Origin of the sequence: Pseudoalteromonas sp. 78C3, from assembly GCF_002836695.1 — a bacterium.
GTDB classification, from domain to species: domain Bacteria; phylum Pseudomonadota; class Gammaproteobacteria; order Enterobacterales; family Alteromonadaceae; genus Pseudoalteromonas; species Pseudoalteromonas arctica.
The window spans coordinates 1-16,572 of the sequence record NZ_PJAV01000169.1 but is presented as its reverse complement, the minus strand read 5'-3'; the positions used below and the strand labels follow the sequence as shown (position 1 = coordinate 16,572).

The window sequence follows — 16,572 nt, the reverse complement described above, 5'->3', positions numbered from 1 at the left end:
TGAGTCATTAAATCGGCTCAAGGCTATCTATAGGCCAACGAGGTTTTGTTTTCATATCAAGCGTGGCAAATTGCCCTGCTTTTAAACGTTGCATTCCTGCATAAGCAATCATTGCACCGTTGTCGGTACAAAATTCAGTACGCGGATAAAAAACTTCGCCTTTCATACCTTTCATTACGCGTTCAAGCTGCAATCGAAGCTGTGTATTTGCACTTACGCCACCGGCGATTACTAAACGCTTAATACCTGTTTGTTTAAGCGCTCGCTTGCACTTAATAACCAACGTATCAATAACCGCTGTTTGAAATGCATGCGCTATATCAGCTTTAGTTTGATCGTCATCGTCATTTTCACGAATAGTGATTGATGCTGCAGTTTTTAAACCACTAAAACTAAAATCAAGACCTGGTTTGTCGGTCATCGGGCGAGGAAAAATAAAGCGCTTCGCAACGCCTTGTTCGGCCATTTTGGCTAAGCGCGGACCTCCAGGGTAGTCAAGACCAAGTAACTTAGCCGTTTTATCAAAGGCTTCGCCTGCGGCATCATCAACTGACTCACCTAGTACTTCGTATTGTCCAATACCCGCTACTTTAACCATCATGGTATGACCGCCCGATACAAGCAATGCAATAAACGGAAACTCAGGAATATTTTCTTCAAGCATCGGAGCAAGTAAATGCCCTTCCATATGATGAACAGCAACAGCTGGAATATCCCAACCGTATGCTAATGAACGACCAATAGAAGTACCTACCAACAATGCTCCAACTAAACCTGGGCCTGCAGTATAAGCAATACCGTCTAAATCTTCTGGGCCGCAACCCGCTTGTGCAAAAGCTGCGTCTATAAGTGGTAGCGTTTTACGAACATGATCGCGCGATGCAAGTTCCGGTACTACACCGCCATAATCAGCGTGTACTTTTACCTGGCTGTATAATTGATGAGCTAACAAGCCTTTTTCGTCATCGTATATTGCAATACCTGTTTCATCACATGACGATTCAATGCCTAAAATTCGCACTGTACTTCTCCTGCCTTTAAAATTTCACTTCGCTGTTTTTATAACGTAAGGCCAATATTTGTTTGGCCATCTTCTAGGGCAAACTTTTTAAGTGCCTTCACGCTATCAGAGGTAATACGCCCCATATTTTCTACAAAATCAATTAGCTCACCTAATACTTCAATTTCGTATTGCATTAATGGATGCTCTCTAACTGCTGTGTTATCTGCAACCTCACCTTCAACCGTCATTTGATATTCAATAAAGCGAGCCACTGTTGCTTGAGATATTTTACTGACACTAATGAACTCTTGCTCATCTTGCGCCATTAAACCATGCATTAAGCTAAGTAAAGACGTTGCAGCATCAATAGCAGGGTAAGTACCAAACATATCAAAATCAGCAAGTTCAGGAACATTCGGTTCTATTTTTTCAACTTGTTTTTCGAGATCTATTTTACTTTTAGGCAGTAATATTTTTTCCCAACAAACATTAAGCGAATTACGAAGTAAGGTTTCATCACCAAACCCCGTTGCTTCGCTAAATAAACCGTAATTTGGCAGCATTCGCTCTATTAAAGCACTTGCTAAAACAGCTTTTTGTAAATAGTTAAGCTCTCTAATACGCTGAAAATTATTTGCTTTAGTCATTCTTTAACGTCTCACACGACCAACAAAAATCAAATGTTGATCCATTATGCTCATTACAGTTAGGGCATACCCAATCTGGAGCGGATTGTTTTACTTGTTGATAGTTTAACAATATTTGGCGCGCATGGCGCTCTTTTATCGCATAAACCTGCACACTAACTTGTGCTTGATCAAATGGAATTTCTCCCAATGCGCCTTGGAGCATCTCACCTTTTATTTTGCATTCAATGCCACTGGTTTGTATTAAACCTTTAATAATATTAGCTTCAAGGGTATTTTCGGCTTTATAAATTGTAACCCATTGAAAAGAGCTATCAGTTGAATTTTTATTATTAATATTTTGCAATATTCACCTCATTTATTTTGTGTTAACAATATCCTACGCTAAATTATTAGCATGCTGCACTTTTAAGGAATAAACATGACACTTACAACCCCGGGCTTACTTTTTCCGGCCATATCGCTGCTATTATTAGCCTATACAAACCGATTTTTAGTTTTAGCGCAATTAATTAGGGAGTTAAATGCGCGCGAAGGTGAATCTATCCGACCTGTTGTAGTCGCTCAAATCACTAACTTACGTAAACGAATAAACTTAATAAGAACAATGCAGGTATACGGCGTAGCCTCTTTTTTACTGTGTACATTTTCGATGTTTGCTTTATTTATTGAATTTAATACCACAGGGATTATTTTATTTGGCATTAGCTTAGCTTGCTTAAGTTTATCGTTATTAACGTCTTTATTCGAAATACATATTTCCTGTGATGCGATTGAAATAGAACTACAAAGCATTGAAAATAAACCATTAAGCAGCCGAATAAATAGAAATTTTGTAAAATAAACTCTTATAGATAAAACACCCTATTATTTGTCATAATCATGTTATATGTGCGCCCTATTTTGGGGCGTACTTTTTTATTAATTAGAACAATTAAATTCCAATCTCCTAACTAACCCACTGAGTTAAAATAACTTTGCCTAGATAGTAAATTGCAAAAATATAGACAAAACACAATAAACAACTAGTTATCAATTAAAAAAGTAATACTATTTGGTCGCTTTCCTCTTTAATTAATACTAAAAGGGGGGTATCCTGCTGGAAACACGTATGAACTTGCAACCGTATTTCAATATATAATTTTACTAAACTTTAGAATAAAAATTAATATATTTGATATCCGTGGTATCTGCGACTTACTTATAAAAAGGGACTATAAAGTGAGATTTGAACAATTAGAGCAATTTGTAGCACTTGGTGTATTACGTCACTTTAGACAAGCAGCTGAACAAACCCAAATTAGTACTTCAGCGCTAACGCGCAGCATTCAAACACTTGAAAATGAAATGGGATATGAGTTAGTAAAACGCTCAACTCGTTCTGTTAAATTAACGCCTGAAGGCGAACTTTTCCTTGAATATGCTAAAACGACTCTATCGGAACTTGAGCTAACGAAAAAACGGATTTTTCAATCAGTAAACGGTAATGCTAATGAAAAACTTGTTATTGGCTATACCAATAAGGCAAGCAGCATAGTACCTATTTCTTGTGGACAGTTTTTAGCTCAATATCCTCATATAAAAATTGAAATGCAGTTACAAGATCAACAAGAGCTAACACGCAGACTCCAACAAGGTGAAATAGACATAAGTGTATACTCTCAAGCTATTAATAGTATTGGCAGTGACATTCACTTACCTGATCAGCTTGTATTATTTGTTTCAAAAAATCACCCTCTTGCACATAAAAACGATATAAGTAAGCAAAATCTTGATAGCTACCCTATGTTTGGCTGCTTCTCTCAATCTAAACAAGTGCAAACTATGCTTAATGAAGCAATTGATTCTTTAAATAAATCATCAAGTATTAAAGTGGGTAGCATTGAGCAAGTAATGGCTGGTGTAGTTAAATCAGATCACTTTGCTATTGCAAGCATTGAGCATGCAAACACAATCGCAGAGAACTCTGAACTCGTGCAACTAAAAACAAATAAAGATTTAAATCACGAACAACTCGTTGTACAAACAAGCCAACAAACGTCTATTACCGAACATGTAGAACACTTGTTGTCGCTTATAAAAAAGGCGGGAGCTGCATTTAACTAACCCTTCTTTTTGAAAAAGTGCGGCACAATAAACAGTAGCTTTAAATCGCTTTTCGGCTACACTGTCGCACCTTTTTTAAACAGCTGATGTGAATGAACACACTTTTTGGTCCTGATGTCTATTTAGATGATATAGAACGCCAAGGATACACCGTAATTCATAACGCGCTTATTGCCGATTTAGTTAACGATTTAGTTGCAGATTGTCACCGTATAAACCCCCACTTTAGCCTTGCCGGTATTGGTCGATTAAATAACTTACAAATAGATAAAACTATTCGCACTGACAAAACCTATTGGTTTGACGGCAGCTCTCAAGCACAGCTTACGTATCAAGCAATAATGCAAAGTATAAAAACCACGTTAAATCGTAGCTTTTTTATGGGGCTATTTGACTACGAATGCCATTATGCAAAATATACACAGGGTGATTTTTACAAAAAACACTTAGATGCATTTAAAGGTCGATCTAATCGTGTATTTACAACGGTGCTTTATTTAAATACGCCAGAGCAAGGTGGCGAACTTGTTATATATAAACCTAAAAGTAAAGAAGTAGAAATAACCATTAAACCAACTGCTGGCACATTGGTTATGTTTGAAAGCGAACGTTTTGCTCATGAAGTGCTTCCTGCAGTTGACGAACGCTATTCTATTGCTGGATGGTTTAGAAAAAATGCCTCTATTAGCGGCATTATTGATCCACCCCGATAGCTCTAAATAGAGAATTTTAACAGCCTTTATTAAGGCTTTAAAATGCTATTGGGTATGAAAGTAATAACCCTATAAAGATAGCCAAGCCCACATAATGATTATTTAAAAATGCTTTAAAGCAGGCATCTCTTTCACGTTTATGAATAAGCGTTTGTTGATATGCCAATAAACCAGCTGCTACACTCAAACCAACGCCAAACGCGACACTTAAATGATTACTTATACCAATAAACGCAACCAGCGCTATAAATACAGCATTAAGTAAAAAGATTATGTGGCGGTCGAATTTACCAAATAAAATAGCGGTTGATTTTACCCCTATTTTTAAATCGTCATCTCTATCAACCATCGCATACATAGTGTCATAAGCGACTGTCCAGCAAATGTTGGCTATAAATAATAACCATGCCTGCTGCGGTAATGCATTTATTGAAGCCATATAGGCCATTGGAATAGACCAACCAAATGCAGCCCCTAAAACAACTTGTGGTAATTGTGTATAGCGTTTCATAAAAGGGTAGCAAAAGGCTAAAGCCAAAGCACCAAAAGAAAGCAAAATAGTATTAACGCTAAGCATTAATACTAAAATAAACGCAATAACTATGAGTAGTAAAAATAGGCTAAGTGCCTCACCACTACTAACCCGCCCTGAAGCTAGCGGCCGCTGAGCTGTGCGTTTTACAGAGCCGTCTATTTTCCTATCTGCAAAATCATTAATTACACACCCTGCACTTCGCATAACAACAACGCCCAGCGTAAATATAATAAAGTTAAGTAAGCTCGGCATCCCACTATTAGCAAGCCATAAAGCCCAGTATGTTGGCCAAAGTAATAACAAGGTACCAATGGGCTTATCTATACGCATTAGCTGTATATAGTAAGAAATATGTTTTGGCTTTAAAGCGGCTAATTTCATGAGTATAAATATGCTCCTGGTAAAAACACTTCACACACTAAAAATTTATATTCTTTGAGTGAAAATACACTTCGACGCCCTAGTAAGTTTTTTTCGGGTAGGTTTAATTTTGCAACTAATAGCTGAACGGGGTGCTTGGCATCAAAATAAGCAATTTCTATATCCGTTCGTTTTAGTGCTGGGTCTTGAAAAATCACATCACCAAGAGGTCGTTCACCCATATTGTGCAAAGGATTGATCGAATCATTTTTAGGAAGCCAGCTCTGTGCGTATACCACAGGTTTGTTATCGCACAATAAGAGTACTTCTCTATTAATAGCTGTTTTAGCGCTACAGTTTAGTAATAACTTTTGCTCTAGACTTAAAGTAAATAACTGCTCGCTTAATACTCTTACACTAAAAATTTGTGATTTACTTTTTAATTTAGCAGTTAAAGAATTAGGTTCAAAAAGCCATTCTTGCTCTAGAGGAGATAAGTCACTTACATATGAAGTGGACTGCCAATTAGCAGATATAGACAGAGGATAAGTAATCACAATAGCTCAACAAAATAAAAAACAACGAGATGATACCATTGCCAAAGCTTTTGAAAAAGTGATGTTTTATAACCATAAATAATAGCTTGGCGCTGTTTATTACCCACTATTAAGTATAAACTATTTGTAACAAGTTTTAAGAAACGCTTTAAATATGAAAAAAATAGTATACGCAGGTCTTTTTACGTTCTTTGTCAGTGTCATAAGCTTTACAGCTCGTGCTGAATCTACAGTTGGTTATTTTGGTTTTGAGCCCGATATAATCACCAACTACATTGGCGCATCAAGTAAAAAAATGGGCTATGTACGTGTAACTATTGATTTAATGCTTAATGACACTTCAGATATTGCAGTAGTAGAGCACCACACGCCATTACTACGTGATGCCCTAGTAGAGATTTTATCTAAAGAGCCAGAAGAAAAAATAAAATCCCTTACTGGCCGTGAAGAAATACGCGCAAAGTGCGCCGAAAAACTAAAAAGCCTCTTAAAAGAAGAAACAGGACAAGAGATCATCCGTGAAGTCTTGTTCACTAAATATTTATATCATTAGTATTTAACGTTTTGCGTTAAATACTTTGGCGGTGTAGGCAAAAGCCATACCGCTAACTAATCCACCTAAGTGCGCCCAATTAGCCATACCTACAAACAATACATCTGCAAACCCAAGCACTAACCAAATCAACATAAAACCAACAATAGCCGTACTAACCAGTGCAGGTTTGTTCGGATTTAAAAAGCTATGAATCCAACAAAAACCAAGTAACCCATATACTACGCCACTCAAACCGCCAAAGTTGGGACCAACCATTAGGTATTGCGCCCAATTACTAATAAGCGCAGTCACTAAAAACAAACCTATTAAGCTGAGTTTTCCGCATTGCTTTTCGATATTGTCGCCAAGCGACATCCACCAAATTAAATTAAACACAATATGGATCGCGCTAAAATGCACAAGCGCGGGAGTTAGCCAGCTTAGTGGTTGTGATGGATTAAATTGCAGAACTGTATAAATTTCATCAAATCCACCCAATAAAAAAGCGACATAAATAACAATACTCAATATGCTAACAGTTTGGTTAAGCCAGCTAAGCGCTTTAAACCGCGCCATAAGATTAAGTGATTGCCCTTGATATTTAAGCGGCGATTGTGTGCTGCCTACATCCCAAGATGCTTGCTGGTATTTTTCATGATTAGGGTTTTGTGTAAACTCAACCCATAAAGGCTGAACTTGATGAAAGTCCTCCTCAGTCACGCTAATAATGACATTACTGCCATCTGCTGAGTGTATCTTTGCATCTAGGCCTTGGCTTTTTAAATAATCTATAAAGCCTTGTGCGGCGCGTGGGTTATTTAAACTGCCAAGCTCTATCATCGTTCTACTTTCTCGCTATAAGACGCTTCCCAAGCAGTAAAACCGCCATCCATGCTGTATACGTCTTCAAAACCTTGCTCAACTAAATAACTAGCTGCGCCCTGAGAGCTCATACCGTGGTAACACACAATAATAATTGGCTGCTCGAATTCTTTTTCCATCATAAATTGTGCAATATTACCGTTAGAAAGTGCTTCTGAGCCTGGAATACGACCAGCTTGATACGAATTTGGATCGCGAATATCTGCAATTACAACGTCTTCTTTATCTAGAAGTTCTAACGTTTGCGCTATAGAAATGTGTTTAAATGCCATTGAAGTCTCTTTAATTAATAGTATAAAAAAGGCGGCTAAAGCCGCCCTTCTTGTAATTTAGTTAGGAACTAATCCCAGTTTAAAATTACTTTACCTGACTGACCTGAAATCATCATATCAAAGCCAGCTTGGAAGTCATCCACAGAATACTGATGTGTAATAATTGGGTTCAAATCAAGACCAGATTGAATCAAGCTTGCCATTTTGTACCACGTTTCGAACATTTCGCGACCGTAAATACCTTTAATCACTAAACCTTTAAAAATAACTTGGTTCCAATCAACTGCCATATCAGATGGTGGAATACCTAGCATGGCAATTTTACCGCCGTGGTTCATGTTATTAAGCATTGAATTAAAAGCGCTTGGCACACCTGACATCTCAAGACCAATATCAAAGCCCTCTGTCATACCTAAGTCTTTTATTACATCTTCAAGCTTTTCGCTTGCCACGTTTACAGCACGTGATGCACCCATTTTGCGGGCTAAGTCTAGGCGGTATTCATTTACGTCGGTAATAACGACGTGGCGAGCACCAACGTGTTTTGCAACCGCTGCTGCCATAATACCAATTGGGCCGGCACCAGTAATAAGTACATCTTCGCCAACTAAGTCGAACGATAATGCGGTATGAACTGCATTGCCAAACGGGTCAAAAATTGAAGCCAGTTCGTCAGAAATATTATCTGGAATTTTAAATGCATTAAATGCAGGAATAACTAAATACTCTGCAAATGCACCTTCACGGTTTACGCCAACACCCGTTGTATTACGGCATAAATGTACACGCCCAGCACGACAGTTACGACAATGCCCACATGTAATATGACCTTCACCCGATACGCGATCGCCTACTTTAAAGCCACGAACTTCCTGGCCCATATCAACGACTTCACCAACATATTCGTGACCAACAACCATAGGAGTAGGAATCGTTTTACTTGCCCATTCATCCCATTTGTAAATATGTACGTCGGTACCACAAATAGCTGTTTTACGAATTTTAATCAGTAAGTCGTTATGACCCACTTCTGGCTTTGGTGCATCTGTCATCCAAATGCCCGGTTCTGCTTTTAATTTAGATAATGCTTTCATAATCCACACTCAACTAAAAAACCGAAGCGAGGCTTCGGTTTAAAATAAAATTAAATAACGCCCATTTCTTTACCAATACGGGTAAATGCATCAATAGCAATATCGAGTTGCTCAATGCTATGCGCTGCTGAAATTTGTGTACGAATACGCGCTTGCCCTTTTGGTACTACAGGGAATGAAAAACCAGTGACGTAAATGCCTTCAGCAAGTAGTTTATCAGCCATTAACGAGGCTACTTTGGCATCTCCTAGCATTACAGGGATGATTGCATGATCTTTACCTGCACACGTAAAACCAACAGCTTCCATTTGCTCACGGAAATATTTAGCATTTGACCAAAGTTTAGCGCGAAGCTCGCCGCCATTTTCTAGCATTTCAAGTACTTTAATTGATGCAGTAACAATTGAAGGTGCTAATGAGTTTGAGAATAAGTATGGGCGTGAGCGCTGACGTAACCATTCAACAATTTCTTTTTTACCTGATGTATAACCACCTGATGCACCGCCTAGCGCTTTACCTAATGTACCGGTAATAATATCTACACGGTCTAATACATTACAGTACTCTGGTGTACCTTTACCGTTTTCGCCAACAAAGCCAACAGCATGAGAGTCATCAACCATTACAAGTGCATCATATTTATCAGCTAGGTCGCACACAGCTTCTAAATTACAAATAACGCCATCCATAGAAAACACGCCATCGGTAGCAATTAGTTTCGTTTTAGCGCCAGCTTCATCTGCTGCAATAAGTTGCTTTTCAAGATCAGCCATGTCGTTATTTGCATAACGAAAACGCTTAGCTTTACACAAACGTACACCATCAATAATTGATGCATGGTTTAACGAATCAGAAATAATAGCGTCTTCTGCGCCTAAAATAGTTTCAAACAAACCGGTGTTTGCATCAAAACACGAAGAATATAGAATGGTGTCTTCAGTTTCCAAAAACTCACTGATTTTTTTCTCTAGTGTTTTATGAATATCTTGCGTACCACAAATAAAACGAACAGACGCAACACCAAAACCATGATTATTTAAACCGTTTTGCGCAGCTTCAATTAGCTCTGGGCTATTAGCTAAACCTAAGTAGTTATTAGCACAAAAGTTGATTACTTTACCTGACGCAACTTCGATTTGAGCTTGCTGCTGAGATTTAATAATACGTTCGCTTTTATACAAACCTTCGGTTTTTACGTCTTCAATTTGCTGTTGTAGCTGGCTAAAAAAAGCAGATGCTCTCATCTGTGTTCTCCATTTATTTGAACGGGTAAACAACCACATTTAAGCGACTGTTTATTATGGGGGGTATTGTAAAAGTTTAATGGGGAAAATGCACGGTTTGCAGTTCGTCGCAAACGCCCTAAACTGGAAGGAATTCCTGCCAGTTTACAGGCTAATCTGTTTAGTCTATTTATGTCTTTAAAAGTGCAGGTAAACTGTTTATAGAATCGATAATTAAATCAGCCTCTTGCTTGGCACTTTCATCAAAGCTTTGACCTGAACGCACTAAAACGCGAGTAGTGATCCCTGCTTTTTTCGCAGCCTGCATATCACTGAGTTTATCGCCCACCATTATACTGCAAGCAGGGTCGATGTTATGCTCTTGTATGCCTTGCAATAACATCCCTGGCGCAGGCTTTCTGCAACTGCACTCTTTCAAATATTCAGGGTGCGCTTTTTTAGGGTGATGAGGGCAAAAGTACACATCGGCAACTTCAATACTGTGATCGCTAAATTGGGTTTTCATCCAATCAGTTAGTGCTAAAAAATCAGTTTCGGTGTAATAACCTCGGCCAATTCCAGATTGATTAGTGACGATTATGATTTTATAGCCCGCATCATAAAATGCTTTACAAGTACTAAAAACACCTTCAATAAATTCAAATTTATCGCTTTGATACACATAACCATGGTCAACATTTACTACGCCATCTCGGTCTAAAAAAAGTGCTTTATTTTTTTTTTGTGCATTCATTACAAAGACTCTTTTTGTACAACATGATCAAACATCGCTTTTACGTCATCAACTGTAATTTGGCTCATTAAATCATCGCCTTTTACGCGCGTACCCCACGGCACTTGCTCAGCTGTTTTACCAGTTTGCTTAAGCAAATTTTGATGATAAACCTCTACCACGTAGTCTTGGTATAAGTAAGGACCTGTGCGTGCTGGGTTTGAATGTGCGTATAAACCAATAACCGGCGTACCAACCGTTACCGCCATATGTGCAGGACCCGTATCGGGCGCAAGCACTAAGCTGCCACGCTTTAACACGCACAACAACTCTTTGAGTTTCGTTTTACCCACTAAATTTAAAATAGGTGTTTTACTATACTCAACAATACTATTTGCTAGGTTAATTTCAAGTTCTGTTGGCCCCCCCGTCAATACCACCTTAAAGCCTTGCTCATTTGCATAATCAGCCAATGCTGCATAACGATCAGCGAGCCAATTGCGCTGTGCTTTACTTGCTGCTGGCGATATTACTAACAGTTTATTAGTTAGGTACTCTGGTGTTAGTAGTTCATCAGCAACCGCTTGGTCTTGCTCTGTATATGGCATGTCCCAACTCGGTTTATAATCAGCTACACCAATGGCTTTTGCAAAACCTTTAAAGCCTTCAAGCACATGCGCCTGAGCTTCTGGGGCTATTCGTTTATTAATAAACAAGCTGTGCAATTCTTTTGAACGCGCCCAATCAAACCCTATTTTTACTTTTGCAGGAATACAACGCGCTACAAACCCAGCCCTTAATGCAACTTGCATATTAAGTAGTACATCAAACTGTTGATCTTTAAAGCGTTGCTTTAAGCTTTTAAGTGCTGCTTTACCTTGTTTTTTATCAAATACCACCAGCTCAACACCCGGTAAGTCGGCAAGTAACATCGCTTCTATTTTACCAATAACCCACGTGATTTTTGCATTTGGGTGTGCTTTTTGAATGGCTTGTACAGCACTCACACCATGACATACGTCACCAATGGCTGAAAGTCTTAATATACAAATAGATGAATAGTTAGGAGCTTGAGTCACACATTCCCTTAGGTATTAAATACAAAAGCCGATCTTAAATTATAATCACGCTATTGCAAGCACTTATCCTCAGCTTTAAAACGCGCTAATATAGGCACATTATTTAGCAATTACGCAGAGCTATGTTTAAACAACACGTGCAAGGCAATCACACTGTATTAAGCCACCCTAAATACACGAGCCAAATTACCCTCGATTGGTTTGATGCAAATTATTGGCAACAACAAAATAAAATTGTGGGCGCTAAAAAAGGTCGAGCAACTGCGTGGTTTTTTAAGCAAGACGAATTAACAGCCGTACTTAGGCATTATTGGCGCGGTGGCTTAGTGGGTAAATTGCTAAGCGATCAGTATTTATACCCTGGGCTTGAACAAACCCGTGTGTATAAAGAGTTTAGCTTAATGAGTAAACTTATAGAGCTTGGTTTAAACGTACCAACCCCTATTGCAGCTAAAGTAACCCGCAGCGGATTAATTTATCGTGGTGATATTATTACCGAGGCTGTTAAAGGCGCTAAAAGTGTACTCGATGTATTAATTGAACGCCCATTGACCGAAGATGAGTTGGAGCGCATAGCTAAAACAATCGCGCTATTTCATTCAAAAGGTGTGTATCACGCCGATTTAAACATTAATAACATTTTGTTTGATGATACTGGTGATGTGTACATTATCGACTTTGATAGAGGTGAAATAAAAATGCCTAATGTGCAGTGGCAACAAAGTAATATGGAACGACTTGAGCGCTCATTTTTAAAAGAACAAGGTCGAAACGAGTCATTTAATTGGCAAGCGACTGACTGGCAAACTCTGCATAGCAACTACCTCAAAGCACTCGCTAATATAAGTTAACCTAATATAAGTTAACTTAGTTAGCCAATGCTAAATACTGCAGAGCAACCTGCTCTGCCTGTACTTGTTTTAGAATATCTGCGTTTTCTACATTTGGCTTATCTGCTAGCACCTGCTTAACGGCATTGGCTAATGCCTCACTTTGCTGAACGGGTACTAAATATTTACTTAGCTCGCCTGTTAATATCTCGCTTGGTCCAAATGTACAATTAGTACTAACTACCGGAGTACCCACCGCTAAAGCCTCAATTAATACCGTTGGAAGTCCTTCAAAATCAGAACTCAACACTAAAGCTTTGGCATGCTTAATCCAGTTGTACGGGTTTTGTTGAAATCCTGGCACTACTAACTGTTTTTCTATGCCGTATTCCTGTGCAAGCTTTAGCGCTTTAGCCGGTTTATTACATAAAAGTACTAACTTGTATTTTTTATCAAGCTTTGCAAATGCTGCAAATAATATATCGTGGCGTTTTTGTTTGGCGAGTCTTCCTACATGAATTAAGTAGGGCTCATTTGGGATATTGTTATTTTGCTCATTTGCTTGCTGTCTTATTTTTTCAAAATCGAACGGGTTGTAAATAGTCGCAATTGCACTTGGGTTAATTAAATCCCCTTGTATTATTTCTTTTTCAACACCCTTTGATACGCAAATAAGTGATTTACCATTTAAATTTTGCTTACTTTTTTTAAGGTATAAGTATGAAAATGGACCTAACTTTTTTTGACGTGCAAGTTCTGCATTAACTGAGTTGTGAATAACAAAATGAACATTTTTGATATTACTACGCGCGAGCAAGTTATTACTTCTATCAAGATTAGAAAGCACTAAATCAATATTGCCCAGCTCGCTTTGTTTTTTTTCAAACCAAGTTTGTAGTGTTAAAATGCTATTTTTACGCTGCCAAAATCGATCTACTTTTGATGCCCTATGTGCGAATAAACTCTCCACGTTAAGTACTTCAGGGATATTATATTCAATAGAGTTAGCAAGAGACAAAATAGTGATTCTGTGCTGTAACTTGGCCATTTCCTCAGCAAGGGTAAGCATTACTTTTTCAGCACCACCACCCACTAGGGAATCAATTACAATCACTATATTCATTAGCGATCCCCTATAAGCATATTTTTTATGCCATTAGTGATCACATCGAAGCTATGTGTATTATCAAGTTGGCTATATTTAGCAACGAATTCATTATAGAAAGGCTCGCTAATAACCTGAGCTATTTTCGTAGTGATTTCATCAATATCAAGATTTGCTTTTATGACAACACCTGCATTAACACAATGATCCAAACGTGTATTTTGATCTTTTGAGATAGCACATGCAACAATAGGTGTTTTAACGGCGATTGCTTGTAGTAGGGTATCGCCGCCACTTAGTAATGCGATTTTAGCTTGGCTCATTAATGCCAAAAAATCAGTGCTTTGCAAGCTTGTTAAACAAATTAGCTCATCACTTTTGGGAATGATTTTATTATAATTTGGACCAAAAACAACAACGCCTTTTAAGCCTGTGAGTTTAGTTATTTTAAGTGCAGCTTCAAAATATACATCAGCGCAGTTTAGGTTATTTACACTATGGCCGCCTGAGCCAGCATTTACAATAAAATAGCCTTCAGGTACTAAGTTATAGCGATTTAAAACATCACGTTTTTGCGCGCAAGAGGCAAATGTAACAAAAGGACCTACATTTCGAGGATGTGCCAAGGGAAACATGTCTAACTTCGTACTTTCAGCCCATGTAAGTGGCTCAATACAATAATCAGGCTGTACAACCCAATGTGTATCAATTAAATTAATTCTGTTAAGTTTTAAGCCTTTAGCACGTTTTTTTGCATGCTGAGAAATGAATATAACTTTAGCGCCTACCTTTTTAGCCGCCTTCATATGCCCTGCACGTCCTGCACAATCAAAAACAACGACATCAGGTTTAAATTGCTCTATAAACTCGCAAACAAAATCAAGCTCTTTAGTCGCTGAGTGTTCGAGTAGTGTGGCTTCAAAAGGACAATCTTTTGCATAGCTTGTATGCTTATTTAATATAAAGTGAATATCGAGAGAATCTGCAAGTTCTGCCTTTAAACTTTGAGCCAACAACAACGAGCGCATATATTCACCAATGCCTTCTGGTGATGATACTGGAATAAATAAAAGTCGTTTGTTGCTCATTGCATTCTCAATGTCCTATTTGAGCTCCAGTATATCAATCAGATACTTATTACGATAGACAGGTTACATTTTAATATATTAAATTAACTCTATAAATTTGATTATTTACTGCAATAGCAGACTTAGATTGATAAACTTAGCCGCAATCTTAATCACAAGGATCTGAACTTTGCGAAACAGAATTTTTCTACTTTCTACTCTTTTTTGCGCTATGAGCGCATCAGTTAATGCTGAGCCATGGGTAAAACCCGATGATTATGGTCTAAGAGCTGATATTCAACAATTAGCTGATGCCGGTGTTATTTTAGCTCCTGTAACTACCTATCCGCTTATGTGGAAAAGTTTTATAAGCGATGTGGAAAGTATGCCGCTGGAGCAATTATCTCCAAGCTTACAAGATGCTTTACTTCGCGTTAAACATCGATATAAATCAGAAAATAATAGCTCACATAGTCTTCAATTATCAGCTTTTGCAGCCACAGATCCAATCATAGCAACAAGCTTTGGTGCAACAAATACTCAAGAAACAGAGCTTTCTGCAGCTTACGCTTATTTAGGCGATAACTTTGCAGCTAAAGTAGCTATAAATTATAGAAAAGACGGTAAAAAGTGTTTAGTTGATGGAAAAACGACTGACGATATAGTTACCAACGAGCAAGCTTTAACCGATTGTAACGATACCTCACTTGATGATAGTTACTTAGCTTACCGTTTAGGTAACTGGATTTTTAGAGCCGGTGCTGTTGAACAATTTTGGGGACCTGGTGTTGATAACAGCTTAATTATGTCAGGTAATGCGAAACCTTTACCTGCACTAAGTGTTACCAGAGAAAAAAGTACTGCTTTCGAGACACCATGGCTGAGCTGGATTGGTCAATGGAGCTTTACTGCACAAATGGCTAAACTTGAGTCTACGCGTGTTATACCTGATGCTTTACTGTGGAGTACTCGTGTTAATTTTCGCCCTATTCAACAGTTAGAAATTGCACTTAGCTGGTCTGCACAATGGGCTGGCGATGGACAACCTAGCTCTGCGGGTGATTTTATTGATGTTATAACTGGCCAAACAACTTGCACAGATGGTAATGACAGCTGTGACAGTCAATTTGAGTCAAAAATAGGTAATCAACTGGCTGGTATTGATATGCGCTGGTCTGATACCTTGTTAACACACCCATATGCAATCTACATTAGCACTATAGGTGAAGACGCAAGCTCTCAATTTAAGCCTTCCGACAGAGCATATCTTTTTGGTATTCAAACAACACAACGCATATACGCTCAGAACATATTAGTAAATGTTGAATATATAGATACTGGTGTTTCATGCCAAGCTGAATCAAAAGTTGAAAATTGTTACTATGAGCATGATGATAAGTTGTCGGCTTATAGATCAGGCTACCGATACCATGGTCGTACAATTGGCTCAACCTACGATAACGATGCACAATCAGTCGTTTTAACTCTGCTAGGTCAGTTATCTAATGGAAACGATTGGCAGGTAAAATTACGTAGTGTTGATTACAACAGCGATAACAGGGACCTTTACCCTAACAACCCAGATTTAGGCAATTCTATTACTAAAACAGGGTTTAACTCTAAGCAATTAGAACTGCGTTACAGAATGCTTTCTATGGGAGGACGCGTCACTTTAGGTGCTTTTGCGTCTAACAACGACGGCGCTGAAAACGATACTTCTGCATTTGCTAAGTACGAATATAACTTTTAATAAAGTAACGTATTAAAAGTAAGAAAGGGATGAAAACAGTGTTTTCATCCCTTTTTTGTATTTTTTAAGCAAACTAAATCA

Annotated in this window: 19 protein-coding genes; 6 read left to right on the top strand and 13 right to left on the bottom strand. The window is 38.2% G+C overall.

Going from position 1 to position 16,572, the window contains the following annotated elements:
- Window positions 1–7: 7 nt before the first annotated feature.
- Genes tsaD through CXF76_RS16725 form a run of 3 tightly spaced genes read right to left on the bottom strand, consistent with a single transcriptional unit; the run spans window position 8 to window position 1,996 of the window.
- The gene (gene tsaD / locus CXF76_RS16735) at window positions 8–1,021 is read right to left on the bottom strand and encodes a tRNA (adenosine(37)-N6)-threonylcarbamoyltransferase complex transferase subunit TsaD (protein ID WP_007584734.1); all 1,014 of its coding nucleotides are present in this window, start codon (window positions 1,019–1,021) and stop codon (window positions 8–10) included.
- 38 nt (window positions 1,022–1,059) lie between these two features.
- Window positions 1,060–1,650: a YjaG family protein gene (locus tag CXF76_RS16730; RefSeq protein ID WP_007584732.1), complete on the bottom strand. Its 591-nt coding sequence runs from the start codon at window positions 1,648–1,650 to the stop codon at window positions 1,060–1,062.
- Window positions 1,643–1,996 (bottom strand): putative signal transducing protein, encoded by a 354-nt coding sequence (locus CXF76_RS16725; RefSeq protein ID WP_007584731.1) that lies wholly within the window; start codon window positions 1,994–1,996, stop codon window positions 1,643–1,645. The genes CXF76_RS16730 and CXF76_RS16725 overlap by 8 nt, the downstream gene beginning before the upstream one ends.
- Before the next feature lie 75 nt (window positions 1,997–2,071).
- Between CXF76_RS16725 and CXF76_RS16720 the strand changes: the two genes are divergently transcribed.
- From CXF76_RS16720 to CXF76_RS16710, 3 genes are all read left to right on the top strand, one after another.
- Window positions 2,072–2,494, top strand: a complete 423-nt coding sequence (locus tag CXF76_RS16720; protein WP_007584730.1) for a DUF2721 domain-containing protein — start codon at window positions 2,072–2,074, stop codon at window positions 2,492–2,494.
- Between the two features lie 377 nt (window positions 2,495–2,871).
- Window positions 2,872–3,756 carry a LysR family transcriptional regulator gene (locus tag CXF76_RS16715; protein ID WP_007584725.1) on the top strand — a complete coding sequence of 295 codons (885 nt, stop codon included), beginning with the start codon at window positions 2,872–2,874 and terminating at the stop codon, window positions 3,754–3,756.
- Between the two features lie 92 nt (window positions 3,757–3,848).
- Entirely contained in the window at window positions 3,849–4,469 is a 621-nt protein-coding gene (locus tag CXF76_RS16710; protein WP_007584723.1) for a 2OG-Fe(II) oxygenase, read from the top strand.
- 37 nt (window positions 4,470–4,506) lie between these two features.
- Here CXF76_RS16710 and ubiA read toward each other — a convergent pair whose 3' ends face one another.
- Both ubiA and CXF76_RS16700 read right to left on the bottom strand, forming a co-directional pair.
- Window positions 4,507–5,385 (bottom strand): 4-hydroxybenzoate octaprenyltransferase, encoded by an 879-nt coding sequence (ubiA, locus tag CXF76_RS16705; protein WP_007584721.1) that lies wholly within the window; start codon window positions 5,383–5,385, stop codon window positions 4,507–4,509.
- Window positions 5,382–5,921 carry a chorismate--pyruvate lyase family protein gene (locus CXF76_RS16700; RefSeq protein WP_101164177.1) on the bottom strand — a complete coding sequence of 180 codons (540 nt, stop codon included), beginning with the start codon at window positions 5,919–5,921 and terminating at the stop codon, window positions 5,382–5,384. Before CXF76_RS16700 ends, ubiA begins: the two co-directional genes overlap by 4 nt.
- A gap of 154 nt (window positions 5,922–6,075) precedes the next feature.
- Here CXF76_RS16700 and CXF76_RS16695 point away from each other — a divergent pair, with 154 nt between their 5' ends.
- Window positions 6,076–6,474 (top strand): flagellar basal body-associated protein FliL, encoded by a 399-nt coding sequence (locus CXF76_RS16695; RefSeq protein ID WP_007584719.1) that lies wholly within the window; start codon window positions 6,076–6,078, stop codon window positions 6,472–6,474.
- 3 nt (window positions 6,475–6,477) lie between these two features.
- Here the strand turns inward: CXF76_RS16695 and glpG are convergent, their stop codons facing one another.
- The 6 genes from glpG to CXF76_RS16665 all read right to left on the bottom strand — a co-directional run bounded on the left by glpG (window position 6,478) and on the right by CXF76_RS16665 (window position 11,739).
- Window positions 6,478–7,296, bottom strand: coding sequence for a rhomboid family intramembrane serine protease GlpG (gene glpG / locus CXF76_RS16690; RefSeq protein WP_024591461.1), 819 nt, complete (start codon window positions 7,294–7,296; stop codon window positions 6,478–6,480).
- Entirely contained in the window at window positions 7,293–7,610 is a 318-nt protein-coding gene (glpE, locus tag CXF76_RS16685) for a thiosulfate sulfurtransferase GlpE (RefSeq protein WP_024608044.1), read from the bottom strand. The genes glpG and glpE overlap by 4 nt, the downstream gene beginning before the upstream one ends.
- 68 nt (window positions 7,611–7,678) lie before the next feature.
- Window positions 7,679–8,704, bottom strand: coding sequence for an L-threonine 3-dehydrogenase (gene tdh, locus CXF76_RS16680; RefSeq protein ID WP_007584716.1), 1,026 nt, complete (start codon window positions 8,702–8,704; stop codon window positions 7,679–7,681).
- A gap of 50 nt (window positions 8,705–8,754) precedes the next feature.
- Window positions 8,755–9,948: a glycine C-acetyltransferase gene (locus CXF76_RS16675; protein WP_024591460.1), complete on the bottom strand. Its 1,194-nt coding sequence runs from the start codon at window positions 9,946–9,948 to the stop codon at window positions 8,755–8,757.
- A 169-nt stretch (window positions 9,949–10,117) separates the two neighbouring features.
- Window positions 10,118–10,681 carry a D-glycero-beta-D-manno-heptose 1,7-bisphosphate 7-phosphatase gene (gene gmhB / locus CXF76_RS16670; protein WP_024591459.1) on the bottom strand — a complete coding sequence of 188 codons (564 nt, stop codon included), beginning with the start codon at window positions 10,679–10,681 and terminating at the stop codon, window positions 10,118–10,120.
- Entirely contained in the window at window positions 10,681–11,739 is a 1,059-nt protein-coding gene (locus tag CXF76_RS16665) for a glycosyltransferase family 9 protein (RefSeq protein ID WP_024591458.1), read from the bottom strand. Before CXF76_RS16665 ends, gmhB begins: the two co-directional genes overlap by 1 nt.
- A gap of 122 nt (window positions 11,740–11,861) precedes the next feature.
- On the opposite strand from CXF76_RS16665, the gene CXF76_RS16660 reads away from it, so the two are divergent.
- Window positions 11,862–12,590 carry a 3-deoxy-D-manno-octulosonic acid kinase gene (locus CXF76_RS16660; RefSeq protein ID WP_007584712.1) on the top strand — a complete coding sequence of 243 codons (729 nt, stop codon included), beginning with the start codon at window positions 11,862–11,864 and terminating at the stop codon, window positions 12,588–12,590.
- Between the two features lie 16 nt (window positions 12,591–12,606).
- Here CXF76_RS16660 and CXF76_RS16655 read toward each other — a convergent pair whose 3' ends face one another.
- Both CXF76_RS16655 and CXF76_RS16650 read right to left on the bottom strand, forming a co-directional pair.
- Window positions 12,607–13,692 (bottom strand): glycosyltransferase, encoded by a 1,086-nt coding sequence (locus CXF76_RS16655; protein WP_101164176.1) that lies wholly within the window; start codon window positions 13,690–13,692, stop codon window positions 12,607–12,609.
- On the bottom strand, window positions 13,692–14,762 hold the full coding sequence (locus CXF76_RS16650; protein WP_101164175.1) for a hypothetical protein: 1,071 nt from the start codon (window positions 14,760–14,762) through the stop codon (window positions 13,692–13,694). The genes CXF76_RS16655 and CXF76_RS16650 overlap by 1 nt, the downstream gene beginning before the upstream one ends.
- 211 nt (window positions 14,763–14,973) lie before the next feature.
- On the opposite strand from CXF76_RS16650, the gene CXF76_RS16645 reads away from it, so the two are divergent.
- Complete coding sequence (locus CXF76_RS16645) at window positions 14,974–16,491, top strand: capsule assembly Wzi family protein (RefSeq protein WP_081709170.1); 1,518 nt, start codon at window positions 14,974–14,976, stop codon at window positions 16,489–16,491.
- The last annotated feature ends 81 nt before the right edge of the window (window positions 16,492–16,572 follow it).